Here is a 16,158-nt window from a genome sequence, read left to right as displayed (position 1 = left end):
GCGTTCCACCTCGGGGTGCTCGGGCTGTGGGTACTCGGTCTGGGCAGCGCTCGGGCGGCCCGCGGGAGGGTCGGCGGTACGGTCATTCGATGCCGAACTCCTTGCCCAGGAGGTCGAAGACCTCGTCGTCGTCCGCGGCGGCGAGGCGCTCGGAGACGTCCTGGCCGGCGGCGGTGCCGGCGCCGTTGCCGACGCCGGTGGCGGGGCCGCCGGCGCGGCGCTGGAGTCGTTGCCACTTGGCGCTCAGTGCGGCGAGCTGCGCCGCGACGGCCTCCTCGTCCCCGTCCGTCCCGTCGCCGTCCTCGCCGAGCCGGTCCAGCAGGCCCGACAACGAGGCGTCCAGCCGGTCGAGTCGGGTGCGTACGGAGTCCGGGCCGGCGCCGAGCTCGCGCAGCAGGTGCGCGGCGAGGGCGGCGGACGTCGGGTACTCGAAGACGACGGTGGAGGGCAGGGTGACGCCGGTGGCGGCGGCGAGCCGGTCGCGCAGTTCGATGGCGGTCAGGGAGTCGAAGCCGAGGTCCCGGAAGGCGCGTTCGGCGTCGATGTCGGCGGTGCTCCCGTGCGAAAGCACCAGGGCCGCCTGGGCGCGCACCAGGTCCGTCACCGCGGCCGGCCGGCGGGCGGCGGGCAGGGCGAGGACGGTGCGGGCGAACTCGGGTGCCGTGCCGCCGTCGGCCGGGCCGGCCGGTTCGGCCGCCGGGGCGGCCGCTTCCGGCAGGTCGGCGAGCAGCGGGCTCGGGCGGTGCAGGGTGAAGGCGGGCGCGAAGGTCCGCCAGTCCACGTCGGCGATGGTGACGAGCGCGTCGCGCCCGTCCATGGCCTGGCCGAGCGCCCGGACGGCGGTGCCCGGGTCCAGGACGCCCAGGCCGTGCCGGACGGAGGACCGGGCGCCGGCGCCGCCGTCGGCCCAGGGGCCCCAGGCGACCGAGGTGGCGACCTGTCCGCGGGCGCGGCGCTGCTCGGCGAGGGCGTCGACGAAGGCGCTGCCCGTGGCGTAGCCGGGCACCAGGGCGCTGCCCCAGGTCGCGGCGACGGAGGAGAACAGGACGAAGTCGTCCAGGTCGAGGTCGGCGGTCAGTTCGTCGAGCCAGCGGGCGCCGGCCGACCGGGCGCCGGCGACGTCGGCGAGTTCCCGTGCCGTGGTGTCGGCGACGGCGGTGGCCTGTCCGGCGCCGACGGCGTGCACGACGCCGCGCAGGGCGGGGCCGCCGTCGGCGGTGATCTGCCGTAGCAGGCCGCCGAGTTCGGCGCGCCGGGTGGTGTCGCAGGCGGCGATGGACAGGGCGGCGCCGGAGGCGGCGACGTCGGCGGCGAGCCGGGCGACGTCGGCGGTCAGCGGTTCGCCGGCGGCGAGGACGACGCGTTCGGCGCCGCGCCCGGCGAGCCAGCGGCCGACCTCGGCGCCGATGGCGCCGGTGCCGCCGGTGACCAGGACGGTGCCGCGTCCGGGCCGGGGGGTGGCGGCGGCCGCGGCGGCGCGGACCAGGCGGCGGGCCAGGATGCCCTGCGGGCGCAGGGCCGTCTGGTCCTCGGCGACGGCGCCGGACAGCAGGGCGGCGAGCCGGGTGCCGGTGCGGTCGTCCCAGGCGCCGGCGGGCGGCAGGTCGACCAGTCCGCCCCAGTGCCCGGGGTGTTCGAGGCCGGCGACCCGGCCCAGTCCCCAGACCTGGGCCTGGGCGGGGCTGCCGCTCTCGCCGGGGCCGGTGGCCACGGCGCCGGAGGTGAGCACCCACAGCGGGGTGCCGGGGGCGCCGGCGCCGAGCTGCTGGATGAGGTCGAGGGTGGCGGCCACGCCCCGGGTCATGGTCGGGTGCCCCTGGTCCGGGGACTCGTCCAGGGCGAGCAGGGAGACCACGCCGGCGGGCGCCGGGTGGGCGGCGAGGGCGGTGCGGTCGGCGTCCGGCAGGGTGCGGACGTCGGTGGCGCCGTGCTCGGCCAGGGCGCGGGCGACCTTCCGGGCGGTCTCCGGGTCGGCGGCCGCGCCGACCAGCAGCCAGCTGCCGGTCAGTTGCGGGGGCGCGGGGTGCTCGGCGGTCCGGGTCCAGGTGATCCGGTAGCGCAGGCCGGTCAGCGCGTCGTCGGGCGCGGGGGCGGCGGGCCGGGCCGGTTCGGGCCAGTAGCGGCTGCGCTGGAAGGCGTAGGTGGGCAGGTCGACGAGGGTGCCGGGGCCGTGCACGGCCGCCCAGTCGACGGGTGCGCCGGCCACGTAGGCGGTGGCGAGCGAGGTGAGCAGGCGGCGGGCGCCGCCGTCCTGGCGCCGCAGCGTGCCGGTGACGACCGCGGCCTCGCCGAGGGTGTCCCGGACGGCGCCGGTCAGCGCGGGGTGCCCGGACACCTCGACGAACACCCGGTGCCCGCTGTCGCCGAGGGTCCGTACGGCCCGTTCGAACTCGACGGTGCCGCGCAGGCTCGCGTACCAGTAGTGGGCGTCCAGCTCCCGGCCGTCCTGCCACTGCCCGGTGTACGCGGAGACCAGCGGGACGTCGGCCGCGCGGGGCTCGATGCCGGCGAGCACGGCGAGGATCTCCTCGCGCAGCTCCTCCACCTGGGGGCTGTGCGAGGCGTAGGCGATCGGGACGCGGGTGGTGCGGCAGGTGGGCGGGCAGGCGGCGGCGAACTCGTCGAGCGCGTCGGGGTCGCCGGAGACCACGCAGGAGCGGGGGCCGTTGACGGTGGCGAGCGCGAGCCGTCCCTCGAAGCCGGCGAGCCGTTCGCGCACCGTGTCGGCGGGCTCGGCGACGGAGAGCAGGCCGCCGCGTCCGTCCAGGGTGCGCAGGGCCCGGCTGCGCAGGGCGGCGACCTTCGCGCCGTCCTCCAGGGTGAGGGCGCCGGCGACGGTCGCCGCGGCGATCTCGCCCAGGGAGTGGCCGACGACCGCGTCCGGGGAGACCCCGGCGGCCTGCCAGACGGCCGCCAGCGCCACCGAGACCGCCCAGACGGCGGGTTGGAGCACGTCGGCGGCGAGGAAGTCGTGCTCGCCGGCCAGCACGTCCGCGAGGTCCCAGTCGACGTACGGGGCGAGGGCCCGGGCGCACTGGTCCAGCCGGTCGCGGAAGACCGGTGAGACCTCGGCGAGTTCGCGGCCCATGCCGATCCACTGGCTGCCGTGGCCGGGGAAGACGAACACGGTGCGGCCGGTGCCGCCGGGCGCGACGGAGCCGGTGACGGCGTCGGGCGAGGACTGTCCGGTGGCCACCGCCGCGGCGGCGGGCAGCAGTTCGGCGTGGTCGGCGCCCAGCAGCACGGCGCGGTGGTCGTGCGGCGGGCGGGTGGTGGCGAGCGACCAGGCCACGTCGCCGACCGGCAGGTCGGGGCGGGCCAGCGCGGACTCGCGCAGCCGGCCCGCCTGGGCGGCGAGGGCGCGCGGGTCGCGGGCGCCGACCGGCCAGGCGACCGGTCCGCCGGTCAGCACCGGGGCGGGGCCGGCGTCCGTCGCGTCCGGCGTCGCGGGCGCGGGCCGGGCGGGGGCCTCCTCGATGATGACGTGGGCGTTGGTGCCGCTGACGCCGAAGCTGGAGACGCCGGCCCGGCGGGGCCGCTCGCCGTCCGGCGCCCAGGCGACGGGCCGCTGCAGCAGGGCGACGTGCCCGGCGGTCCAGTCGACGTGCGGGGTCGGGGTGTCGGCGTGCAGGGTGCGCGGCAGCTGTCCGTACCGCAGGGCCAGGACGATCTTCATGATCCCGGCGACGCCGGCGGCGGCCTGGGTGTGGCCGATGTTGGACTTCACCGAGCCCAGCCACAGCGGCCGGTCGGCGGGCCGGTCCTGGCCGTAGGTGGCGAGCAGGGCCTGGGCCTCGATCGGGTCGCCGAGTTCGGTGCCGGTGCCGTGCGCCTCGACGGCGTCCACGTCGGCGGCGGTGAGGCCGGCGCCGGCCAGCGCGGCGCGGATCACCCGCTGCTGGGAGGGGCCGCTGGGGGCGGTGAGCCCGTTGGAGGCGCCGTCCTGGTTGACGGCGCTGCCGCGGACCACGCCGAGCACCTGGTGGCCGTTGCGGTGGGCGTCGGAGAGCCGTTCGACCGCGAGGACGCCGACGCCCTCGGCCATGCCCATGCCGTCGGCGCCCTCGCCGAAGGCCTTGCACCGGCCGTCGGCGGCCAGGCCGCGCTGCTGGGAGAAGCCGACCAGGTCGCGCGGGGTGGGCATCACGGTGACGCCGCCGACCAGGGCGAGGTCGCACTCGCCGGCCCGCAGCGCCTGGGCGGCGGAGTGCAGGGCGACCAGCGAGGAGGAGCAGGCCGTGTCGACGGTGAACGCCGGGCCCTCCAGGCCGAGGAGGTAGGAGACCCGGCCGGACAGCACACTGGTGGCGGTGCCGATCATGGCCTGGCCCTCCAGGCGGTGGTCGGCGTGGCCGGCGGCGCGGGCGGTGAGGTGGTCGTAGCCGGAGCCGAAGCCGCCGACGAACACGCCGGTACGGCTGCCGCGCAGGCCGGTGGGGTCGATGCCGCCGCGTTCCAGGGTCTCCCAGACGACCTCCAGCAGCAGCCGCTGCTGCGGGTCCATGGTGACCGCCTCGCGCGGGCTGACGCCGAAGAACCCGGCGTCGAACTCGGCGGCCTCGTGCAGGAACCCGCCCTCGCGGGCGTAGAAGGTGCCGGGCCGTTCGGCGGTGGGGTCGTAGAGCGCGGCGAGGTCCCAGCCCCGGTCGGTGGGCAGGCCGGTGACGGCGTCCTGTCCGGCGTCGAGCAGCTGCCACAGCTGCTCGGGGGTGTGGATGCCGCCGGGCAGGCGGCAGCCCATGGCGACGATCGCGACCGGGTCGGCGAGCGGGTCCGCGCCGGTGGCGCGCGGTGCGGCCGGGGCGGCGGTGTCCGGTCCGCCGCCGACCAGCCGGGTGCGCAGGTGCGCGGCGAGCACCTGCGGGTCCGGGTAGTCGTACAGCAGGGTGGCGGGCAGCGGCAGGCCGGCGGCGGTGCTGAGCCGGTTGCGCAGTTCGACGGAGGTGAGGGAGTCCAGGCCGAGTTCGCTGAAGGCGCGGCCGGGCTCGACGTCGGCGGCCGAGGCGTACCCCATCACGGTGGCGGCCTCGTCCCGGACCAGGTCGCAGAGCAGGCGGTCCTGCGCCTCGGCGGAGGTCAGCGCCGACAGCCGGACGGCCAGCGGGTGCTCCGGCTCGGCGGCGCGCGGCGCCGGGTTCGCGGCGTCGGCCGCGTCGGCGGCCCGGATCTCGGGCAGGTCGCGCATCAGCGGGGCGCGGCGCAGCTGTTCGGGGCCGCGGGCGGTGGCCATCGCGGCGAAGTCGACGGCCATCAGCGACAGTACGGCCAGCCGGGGGTCGGGGTCCTCGACGGCGGCGGCGAGGGCGCGGACCGCGTCCTCGGGCTCCATCAGGACCTCCCACTTGTTGCGGGCGAGCCGTCGGCGGGCGCCTTCGCTGGCCTGGCCGACGCCGCCGCCCGCCCACGGGCCCCAGGCCAGCGAGGTGGCGGGCAGGCCGCGGGCGCGGCGCTGCTCGGCGAGGGCGTCCAGGTAGGCGTTGGCGGCGGCGTAGTTGCCCTGGCCGCCGTTGCCGAAGGTGGCGGAGATGGAGGAGCAGAGGACGAAGGCGTCGAGGTCCAGGTGGGCGGTCAGCTCGTCGAGGTGGGCGGCGCCGCCGGCCTTGCCGTCGAAGGTGCGGGCCAGGCGGGCGGCGTCCAGGCGGTCCAGGACGCCGTCGTCCAGGGCGCCGGCGGCGTGCAGCACGGTGGACAGGGCCGGTCCGGTGGCGGCGACGCGGTCGAGCACGGCGGCGAGCGCGGGGCGGTCGGCGGTGTCGCAGGCGAGGACGTCCACGGCGGCGCCGGCGGCGGCGAGTTCGGCGGCGAGCGCGGCGGTGCCGGCGGTGGCGGGGCCGGAGCGGCTGGTGAGGACGAGGCGGCGGGCGCCGCGCTCGCGGGCGAGCCAGCGGGCGGCGTGGCCGCCGATGTGGCCGGTGCCGCCGGTGACGAGGACGGTGCCGCGGGGGGCGAGCGGCCGCCGGTCGGCGGGGCGGGGCGGCCTGGGGGCGTGGGCGAGGCGGCGGGGCCGCAGGCCGTCGGCGCGCAGCGCGACCTCGTTCTCGTCGCGGGCGGCGAGGACGGCGGCCAGGCGGGCGGCGGCCCGCTCGTCCCACTGCCCGGGCAGGTCGACCAACCCGCCCCAGCGGTCGGGGTGTTCGGCGGCGACGGTGCGGCCCAGGGCCCAGACGGGGGCCTGCTGCGGGTCGGCGGCGCCGGTGCCGGGGTCGGTGGTGACGGCGCCGGCGGTCAGCAGCCACAGCGGGGCGGGGACGGCGGCGTCGCCGAGGGCCTGGACCAGGGCCAGGGTGGCGGCGAGGCCGCGGGCCACGGCGGGGTGGGCGGCGAGCGGGGCGGTGTCGAGGGCGAGCAGGGAGAGCACGCCGGCGGGCCGGGCGCCGTCCAGTGCGGCGGTGAGCCGGCGCGCGTAGTCGGCGCGGTCGGCCTCGGCGGTGTCCAGCTCGACGGTGACGGTCCGGGCGCCGCGCTCGGCGAGGGCCGCGGCGCAGGGGTGGACGGGGTGTCCGGCGGGGGTGGGCACCAGCCAGGTGCCGGTGAGCAGCGCGGGGGCGGGCTCGGGGGCGTGGGCCCACTCGGCGAGGAAGCGCCAGTCGTCGGTGGGGTCGGCGGCCGGGCCGTGGGCGGCGGGGGCGGCCGCGGCCGAGCGGGCCGGCGGCCAGAAGCGGCGGTGCTGGAAGGCGTAGGTCGGCAGTTCGACGCGCCGCGCGGCGTCCCGGACGTCGGCGGGGGCGGGCAGCACGGCGGTCCAGTCGACGGGCAGGCCGTGGACGTAGGCGGTGCCGATCGAGCGCAGCAGCCGGTCCGCGCCGTCGTCGTCGCGGCGCAGCGTGTCGATCACCAGCGGGTCGGGCAGGTCGGTGCGGGCGGCCAGCGTCTCCTGGACGGCCGGCAGCAGCACCGGGTGGGCGGAGACCTCGACGAAGGTGCGGTGGCCGGTGGCGGCGAGGGCTTCGACGGCCTCGGCGAAGCGGACGGTCTGCCGGACGTTGGCGTACCAGTACCGCGGCCCCAGCTCCTCGCCGTCCACCAGCCGTCCGTGGACGGTGGAGAACAGCGGGACGGCGGCTGGGCGCGGCCGGATGTCGGCCAGCAGCCGCGGCAGGGTCTCCGCCAGCGGCTCGCACAGCCGGGAGTGCGCCACGAAGTCGGTGACGGGCACGCGCCAGCGCATCGCCTTGCGCTTGCGCAGCACGCGTTCGAACTCGACGAGCGCGTCGGGTTCGCCGGAGACGACGGTCGTGGCGGGGGCGTTGACGGCCGCGACGGCGAGCCGGTCGCCGAAGGGTTCCAGGAGTTCGCGCACCAGCTCGACGGGCAGCACCACGGAGAGCATGCCGCCCTCGACGCCGAGGCCGGTCAGCGCGGCGGCGCGGACGGCGACGATCCGGGCGGCGTCCTCCAGGGTGAGCGCGCCGGCGACGGTGGCGGCGGCGATCTCGCCCTGGGAGTGGCCCACCACCGCGTCGGGGACGACGCCGGCCGCCTCCCAGACGGCGGCGAGCGAGACCATCACGGCCCACAGCAGCGGCTGCATGACGGCGGCGCCGTCGGGTGCGGGGGCGTCGGGCTCGCCCGCGAGCACGGCGTGCGGGTCCCAGTCGACGTACGGGCGCAGGGCCCGCGCGCACGCGGCGAACCGGGCGGCGAACACCGGCGACTGCGCGGACAGCCGTCGGCCCATGCCCTCCCACTGGCTGCCCTGGCCGGGGAAGACGAACACCGTCCGGTCCTCGCGGGCGGCGCTCTCGCCGGTGAGGGCGTGCTCGGTGTCCTGGCCGGTCATCAGGGCGGCCAGGCCCCGGCCGAGTCCGGCGGGGTCGGCGCCGACGACCACGGCGCGGTGCTCGAAGGGGCTGCGGGTGGTGGCGAGCGCCCGGGCCACGGCGGCGGGCGGCGGGGTGTCGGCGGCGAGGGCGTACGCGTGCAGGCGGCCGGCCTGCGCGGCCAGGGCGTCCCGGCCGCGGGCGCTGACCGGCCAGGCGGTGACGTCCGTACCGGCGGCGAGCAGCGGCGGTCCGGCCGGGGCGGCCGGGTCGTCCTGCGGCGGGTCGGCGGGGGCGGGGAGGTGTTCGGGGGCCTGTTCGATGAGGACGTGCACGTTGGTGCCGCTCATGCCGAACGCGGAGACACCGGCGCGGCGCGGCGCGTCCTGCGGGGTCGTCCAGGGCCGCTGCTCGGTCAGCAGCCGTACGGCGCCGGACTCCCAGTCGATCTCCCGGGACGGCTCGTCCGCGTGCAGGGTGCGCGGCAGCGTGCCGTGCCGCATGCCGAGGACCATCTTGACGAGGCCCGCGAGGCCGGCGGCGGTCTGGGTGTGGCCGATGTTGGACTTGGCGGAGCCGAGCCACAGCGGCCGGTCGGCGGGGCGGTCCCGGCCGTAGGTGGCCAGCAGGGCGTGGGCCTCGACGGGGTCGCCGAGGGGGGTGCCGGTGCCGTGCGCCTCGACCGCGTCGATCTGGTCGGGGGTGAGGCCCGAGGCGTCCAGGGCGGCGCGGATCACGCGCTGCTGGGAGAGTCCGCTGGGGGCGGTGAGGCCGTTGGAGGCGCCGTCCTGGTTGATGGCGGTGCCCCGTACGACGGCCAGCACGGGGTGGCCGAGGCGCCGTGCGTCGGAGAGCCGTTCGACGGCGATGGTCGCGGCGCCCTCGGACAGGCCCATGCCGTCGGCTCCGGCGGCGAAGGGCTTGCAGCGGCCGTCGGGGGCGAGGCCGCGCTGCCGGGAGAAGCCGACCAGCTGGCTGGGGGTGGACATCACCATCACGCCGCCGACCAGGGCGAGTTCGCACTCGCCCGCGCGCAGCGCCCGGCCGGCCAGGTGCAGGGCGACCAGGCCGGAGGAGCAGGCGGTGTCGATGGTGAGGGCGGGGCCCTCCAGGCCGAGGGCGTAGGCGACGCGGCCGGAGATGATGCTGCTGGAGTGGCCGGTGACGAGGTACCCCTCGGCGGCCGGGTCGCCGTCGGCCAGGCCGTCGCCGTAGCCGGTCAGGGTGGCGCCGGCGAAGACGCCGACGGGGGTGCCGCGCAGCGATTCGGGGGCGATGCCGGCGCGTTCGAGGGCTTCCCAGGAGGTCTCCAGCAGCAGGCGCTGCTGGGGGTCCATGGCGAGGGCCTCGCGCGGGTTGATGCCGAAGAAGGCGGCGTCGAAGTCGGGGGCGTCGTGCAGGAAGCCGCCGCGGTGGGTGACGGACTTGCCCTGGCGGGCGGGGTCGGGGTCGTAGAGGTCCGGGTCCCAGCCGCGGTCGGTGGGCAGGCCGCCGATCACGTCGGCGCCGGAGGCCAGCAGGCCCCAGTACTGGTCGGGGGTGGTGACGCCGCCGGGGAACCGGCAGCCGATGCCGACGATGGCGAGCGGCTCGTCGGGGTCGGCGGCGGCGCCGTCCCGGGCGGGCGCGGCGGCGTCGGTGCCGGCGCCGGTGCCGAGGGCCGTCGCGGCGAGGTGGGCGCCGAGCGAGGCCGGGGTGGGGTGGTCGAAGACGATCGTGGACGGCAGCCGCAGGCCGGTGGCCGTGGCCAGCCGCTTGCGCAGTTCGACGGCGGTCAGCGAGTCGAAGCCCAGATCGCGGAAGGCGCGCTGGCCGGCGATGTCGCCCGCGTCGCGGTGGCCGAGGACGGCCGCCGCGTGGGAGCGGACCAGGTCGGTGGCCAGGCGCTCCTGCTCGGGGGTGCCGGCGGCGCCGGCCAGGGCGCGGGCGAAGTCGTTCCCGCTGGTGTCCGCGCCGTCGGCGGCGGCCGTGGGCGCACCGGTGGCGGCCGCGCCGCCGTCGAGGGCCCGGCGGGCGGCGGGGATGCGGTCCAGCAGGGCGCTGCGGCGGGCCGCGGTGAACACCGGCGCGAAGTCGTCCCAGGCCATGTCGGCGAGGGCGAGGTAGGGGCCGGTGGCGCCGGCTCCGTCGGCGAGGACGCGGCCGAGCACGTCCAGCGCGCGGTCCGGGTCCAGGAACCGGGTGCCCTGGCGGCGCAGCACGTCGCCGGTGATGGTGGCCGGCCCGTGCGGGCCGAAGGCGTCCGGTGCCGTCCAGTCGCGGGTGTCCCACACGCCCCAGCCGAGCGAGAGCGCGCCGGCGCCGCGTGCCGCGCGCCGTTCGGCGAGCGCGTCGAGGTGGGCGTTGGCGGCGGCGTAGGCGCCGTGCTCGGCGCTGCCCCAGGCGGCGGCGATCGACGAGAAGAGGACGAACTCGTCGGCGTCGGCGACCAGTTCGTCGAGGTGGTCGGCGCCGGCCGCCTTGCCGGCCAGGGAGGCGGCCAGGCCCTCGGGGTCGGTGTCGTCGAGGCGGGTGAGGTGGAAGGCGTTGGCCGCGTGCAGCACGGTGGACAGCCGCGGGCCGGTGGCGGCGACGCGGTCGAGCAGGGCGGCGAGCGCGGAGCGGTCGGCGAGGTCGCAGGCGAGCACGTCGACGGCGGTGCCGGCCTCGGCGAGGGCGGCGGCGTGGGCCGCGAGCCGCGGGCCCGGCCCGGAGCGGGTGGGCAGCACGAGGCGCGCGGCGCCGCGGCCGGCCAGCCAGGCGGTCAGGTGCGGGCCGATGGAGCCGGTGGCGCCGGTGACGAGCACCGTGCCGCGCGGGGACCAGCCGCCGTCCGGCCCGGCCGGGCCGGGGGCGGTGCGGGGTGCGTGGACCAGCCGCCGGGCGAAGGCCCCGGCGCGGCGCAGCGCCACCTGGTCCTCGGCGCCGTCGGCGAGCACGGCGGCCAGCCGGGCGGCGGCCCGCTCGTCCCACTGCTCGGGCAGGTCGACCAGTCCGCCCCAGCGGTCGGGGTGCTCCAGCGCGGCGACCCGGCCGAGCCCCCAGACCTGGGCCTGGACGGGGGCGGGCGGGGCGTCGTCGGCGGCGACCCGGACGGCGCCGCGGGTGAGCGCCCAGAGCGGGGCGTCGACTGCGGCGTCGCCGAGGGCCTGCACCAGGGCCAGGGTGGCGGCGGTGCCGTGCGGGACGGCGGCGGTTGCGGGCGGGGCAGCGGGTGCGCCGGGCAGCGGCCGGGGGTCCAGCGCGAGCAGCGACAGCACGCCGGCCGGCTTCGCGGGCGCCCCGGGGAGGGCGGCGAGCGCGGCCGTGAGCTCGGCGGCGAGCGCCTCGCGCAGCACCGCGTCGGTGCGCAGCACGACGGCCTCGGCGCCGTGCGCGGTCAGGGCCTCGACGTGCCGGGCCGGGTCGCTGTCCTCGCGGGCGACGACCAGCCAGGTCCCGCTCAGGGCGGGGGCGGTGGGGCCGAGCGGCTCCCAGGCCGTGCGGTAGCGCCAGCCGTCCTCGGCGGCGGTGACCGCCGCCTGCGGCGCGGCCTCGACCCGGCGGGGCCAGTAGCGGCCGCGCTGGAAGGCGTAGGTGGGCAGGTCGGCCCGCTCGGCGCGGGGCAGGACGGCGGTCCAGTCCACGGGCACGCCGTGGGCGTACGCCTCGCCGAGGGAGGCGAGCAGCCGCGCGGCGCCGCCGTCGTCGCGGCGCAGCGTGCCGACGACCACGGGGTCGCGGTCCGCCAGTTCCTCGCCGACGGCCATGGCCAGCACGGGGTGCGGGGACACCTCGACGAAGGTGTCGTAGCCGTCGTCGCCGAGCGTGCGCACGGCGCGGGCGAACTCGACGGTCTCGCGCAGGCTGGCGTACCAGTAGGCGGGGTCGAGCTCCGGCCCGGCGAGCCGGCGGCCGTCCATCGCGGAGACCATCGGGATCCGGGCCGTACGGGGCTCGATCCCCTCCAGGGCGGCGGTGACGTCCTCGCGCAGCTCCTCGACGTGGGCGCTGTGCGAGGCGTAGTCCACCGGCAGGACGCGGGTGCGCACGTCGGGGTGGAGCGCGGCCAGCTCGTGCAGCGCGTCCGGGTCGCCGGCGACCACCGTGGCGGACGGGCCGTTGACGGCCGCGACCGACAGGCGCTCCCCGAACGGCTCCAGCCAGCCGCGGACGGTGTCGGCCGCGCCGTCGACGGCCATCATCCCGCCGCGCCCGGCGAGGGCGGTCAGGGTCCGGCTGCGCAGGGCGACGACCTTGGCGGCGTCCGCCAGGGACAGGCTCCCGGCGACGACGGCGGCGGCGATCTCGCCCTGGGAGTGGCCCACCACCGCGTCGGGGACGACGCCGGCCGCCTCCCAGACCGCGGCCAGCGAGACCATCACGGCCCACAGCGCGGGCTGCACGACGTCGGCGGCCTCGAAGCCGTGAAGGCCCGCCAGCACATCGTCCAACTGCCAGTCCACGTACGGCGCGAGGGCCTCGGCGCACTCGGCCAGCCGGGCCGCGAACACCGGCGAGGCCTCGGCCAGCTCGCGGCCCATGCCGACCCACTGGCTGCCCTGGCCTGGCAGGACGAAGACCGTCCGGCCGGTGCCCTCGGCGCGGGTCTGCCCGGTCACGACGTCCGCGGCGGGCTCCCCGGCGGCGAGCGCGGCCAGGCCCCCGGCCGACTCCGGGTCCAGCAGCACGGCGCGGTGCTCGAAGGCGGTCCGGGTGGTGGCGAGCGACCAGGCCACCTCGGCGGCCCGCGCCCCGGGGCAGGTGGCGAGGTGGGCGGAGAGCTTGCGGGCCTGCGCGGCCAGCGCCTGCGGGGTGCGCCCGGACAGCACCCAGGCGCTCGACCCGGGCAGGACGGCCGGGGCGGCGGCCCGCGCCGGCTCCGCGGCCGGGGCCTGCGGCTCGGGCGCGTCCTCCAGCACCAGGTGGGCGTTGGTGCCGCTGATGCCGAACGCCGAGACGGCCGCGCGCCGGGGGGTGTCGTCCGCGGGCCGGGGCCAGTCCACCGGCCGCTGCAGCAGCCGCATCCGGCCGGCCGTCCAGTCGACGTACTCCGAGGGCCGCTCGGAGTGCAGGGTGCGGGGCAGCACGCCGTGCCGCAGCGCCATCACCATCTTGATCACACCGGCGACACCGGCCGCGGCCTGGGTGTGGCCGATGTTGGACTTCACCGAGCCCAGCCACAGCGGCCGGTCGTCGGCGCGGCCCGCCGCCTGCCCGTAGGTCTCCAGCAGGGCCTGGGCCTCGATCGGGTCGCCGAGCCGGGTGCCCGTCCCGTGCGCCTCCACGGCGTCCACGTCGGCCGCCGTCAGCTGGGCGTTGTCCAGGGCGGCCCGGATGACGACGCGCTGCGAGCTGCCGTTGGGCGCGGTCAGCCCGTTGGAGGCGCCGTCCTGGTTGACCGCGCTGCCGCTGATCACCGCCAGGACGGGGTGCCCGTAGCGGCGCGCGTCCGACAGCCGCTCCAGGACGACCATGCCGGCGCCCTCGCCCCAGCCCGTGCCGTCGGCGTCCGCCGAGAAGGGCTTGCAGCGGCCGTCGGCGGCCAGGCCCTGCTGGCGGGAGAACTCGCGGAACAGCACCGGCGAGGACATCAGGGTCGCGCCGCCCGCCAGGGCCAGATCGCACTCCTCGGCGCGCAGCGCCTGCACCGCCAGGTGCAGGGCGACCAGGGAGGAGGAGCAGGCGGTGTCCACCGTCACGGCGGGGCCGACCAGGCCGAGGGTGAAGGAGATCCGGCCGGAGAGCACGCTGTTGGCGGTGCCGGTCAGCAGGTGGCCGGTGGCCTCCGCGAAGTCCAGGCCGGCGTCGCTCCCGTAGGCCGCGGCGGAGGAGTAGACGCCCGTGAACACGCCGGTGCGGGAGCCGTGCAGGGTGGCCGGATCGATGCCGGCGCGCTCGACGGCCTCCCAGGAGGTCTCCAGCAGCAGCCGCTGCTGCGGGTCCATGGCGAGGGCCTCGCGCGGGCTGATCCCGAAGAAGGCGGCGTCGAACTCGGCCGCCTCGTACAGGAAGGCGCCCTCACGGGTGGTGGAGCCCGGCAGGTCGGGCGAGTCGTAGAGCCCCGCGGTGTCCCAGCCCCGGTCGGCGGGGAAGCCGGCGACGGCGTCGGCGCCGTCCGCGACCAGCCGCCACAGCGCCTCGGGGCTGTCGACGCCGCCGGCGTAGCGGCAGCCCATGCCGACGACGGCGATGGGCTCGTGCCTGAGCCGGTCCAGTTCCGTCCGGGTGCTGCGCAGTTTGGCCGTCACGACCTTGAGGTAGTCGCGAAGCTGCTGTTCGTCGGCCATGGCGGCCCTGCTCCCCCCGTAGTGAACTGCGAGTCGACGTGCTGACCGCGCGCGTGCACGACGAGCGCGGCCCTGCCACTGGAGTACGTGTTCTTCACGGTGCTGCCACCGCACCGCTCCCGCCGGGCGGGCGGGCACGCGGAAGACCGCGGCCGACCGCTCCTCGCGGCGGCCGCGCTCCTCCCCCGGTGCCCGGCGGTGCTGCGGCGCGGATCCCGCGCGCTTGCCGCGGGATCACTGCCCGGCTCCCGCGCGCCTGCCGCGGGAACGGCGCCCGGCTCCCGCGCGGTTGCTGCTCGGCCTCCGCGCAGGAGTCGGCCTCAGTCCCCGCGGGGCGGGGACGTGCGTGCCGTCAGGAGACGGCCTCGGCCGCCTCGTTGACGGCCTCCTCGCCGCCCTCGGCCGCGGCCGGCTGGGCGGGCACGCTCAGGCCCGGGACGGACAGGTCCGGGACGGCCTTGACGGCCTCGAAGCCGGCCTCGATGGCCTCGGCGAGCGTGGCCGTGACCCCGTCCTCGAATTCGATCCGGGTGACCGGGACGTCGGCGTTCGTCGGGAGGGTGTCGTCGACGAACGCGATGTCGGCGCGGCTCGCCTCCTTCAGGGTGACCTTCTCCTGATCGTTCACTTCTCGGTTCAGGACAAGCGAGAATCGGTGCGTCATGATTGGCCGCTCCTCTGGTGGATGCGAGATTATATTTCAGGCAAGGCGCAGGAATACTGCAGGCCGACTTCGACTTTATCGGCGGTCCGACAAAGGCACAAGATCCGACCGGAATTACGGCGGGGATTAGAAATCGATTAACGCCGACGGGAAATCAGCCGGTCCGGCCGAAACCCCCCGCGAAGCCATTCCCCCCGGCCGGCGCGGCACCCTTCGGGGAAACCCCCGGCGCAATGGCGGCCCGCTTCACCGGGACGGGCTCCTCACCGCGCTCCAGCCGCCGCCGCACATCGAGCGCCGTCGCGGGCGACACCCCGGCCGTCCTGGCCAACTGGCGCAGCGAGGCCTTCGGGTTCTCCCCGAGGAGCTCCGCCACGCGCAGCCGGCCGGCCGCGCCGTTCAACGGGCGGGACTTGCCGTCCCGGCCGATCCGGAATCCGGATTCCGCCACGGATTCCGACAGGCGCCGCAGCTCGGCAACGGTTCGCGCGCCAAGGCCGGTCGACTCCGCGACCGCCCGGTCGGACAGCGAGGGATGGGCCTGGAGGATCCGCAACGCCGCCTCGGCGCGCGCGGCCCGCTCCGCCGGCCGGCCGCCCCCGGAGGCCGTTTCGGATGCTCCGACCGGACCTCCCGGACCCCGGCCGCCATCCGCACCGACCGGAGTCGGAGCGGTGCGCAGGCGCTCCCCCATGCTGAACTCCCCCTTCAGAACACGCCGACCCAAGTCCCCATCGCGCCGGTACGACACCACCCGCGGAATCACCGGCAAATTGATTGCTTCATTCGCGGAACCCGGCAGCGGGATTCAGAGCCCAATCCTTCCGCCCCTACCCCCGCCCACCCCTCCGCGGCCGACCGGTGTTCAACTGCGACGCGACATCAGTTGAACACCCGACTGGCCCTCGCTGTCCAAACACCCCCCCGGGGTTCGATCAATATCGAAGCTTTCCGTTGATCATAGGCGCGGCTGTCACGGAAACGCAACACTTTCCTGACCCACCAATTCACGCCATTCCCTGCACCCACATCCATCACAACAGTCACGTCAGTCACATGAGTCACAGAAGCGGAATGCAACATGTCGAATTCCGTTTTCGCACGGTTCGGCCGGATGGTGCCGCCGGGCGCTTCTCCGCAGCTGGGGAGGTGTGGGACGGGCGCCGCGGGCCCGGGGGCCTGGAAACGCGCGCTGCCTCCCGCGCACGACGGGAGGCAGGCGGAAGGCGACGGGGCGGCAGGCGAGGGCAGGCAGGCGGTGACGGGGTGTGACGGGCAGGGCCGCCGGGGAAGGGCGGCCGTAGGCAAAGGCATTACCCGACGGCGGCCGGGCAACGGCCGATCGGCACACGTGGGGAGAGCGCCCGCTCGGCGGCGGGCCCGGTCGGGGGCGCGCAGGCCGAACCGGGCCGCGGGGGAAGGGCGGCCGGAGCGAGGGCGGTGGTGAGCAGGGGCTTGTAGGCGAAGGGGGTTCCGCGGGTGGCGG

At 77.6% G+C, this 16,158-nt stretch carries 3 protein-coding genes; all 3 read right to left on the bottom strand.

The annotated features are described in order from the left end of the window. Window positions 1–82: 82 nt before the first annotated feature. The 3 genes from ACWDCZ_RS19370 to ACWDCZ_RS19360 all read right to left on the bottom strand — a co-directional run bounded on the left by ACWDCZ_RS19370 (window position 83) and on the right by ACWDCZ_RS19360 (window position 15,366). Window positions 83–14,008 carry an SDR family NAD(P)-dependent oxidoreductase gene (locus ACWDCZ_RS19370; RefSeq protein ID WP_449816486.1) on the bottom strand — a complete coding sequence of 4,642 codons (13,926 nt, stop codon included), beginning with the start codon at window positions 14,006–14,008 and terminating at the stop codon, window positions 83–85. A 352-nt stretch (window positions 14,009–14,360) separates the two neighbouring features. Continuing rightward, on the bottom strand, window positions 14,361–14,672 hold the full coding sequence (locus ACWDCZ_RS19365; RefSeq protein ID WP_049659805.1) for a hypothetical protein: 312 nt from the start codon (window positions 14,670–14,672) through the stop codon (window positions 14,361–14,363). 154 nt (window positions 14,673–14,826) lie between these two features. Further along, entirely contained in the window at window positions 14,827–15,366 is a 540-nt protein-coding gene (locus ACWDCZ_RS19360; RefSeq protein WP_143204652.1) for a hypothetical protein, read from the bottom strand. Window positions 15,367–16,158: the final 792 nt, after the last annotated feature.

It is taken from the genome of Kitasatospora sp. NPDC001225 (assembly GCF_053597855.1).
The sequence above is the reverse complement of the archived record's forward strand: the minus strand, read 5'-3'. Positions and strand labels throughout refer to the sequence as shown.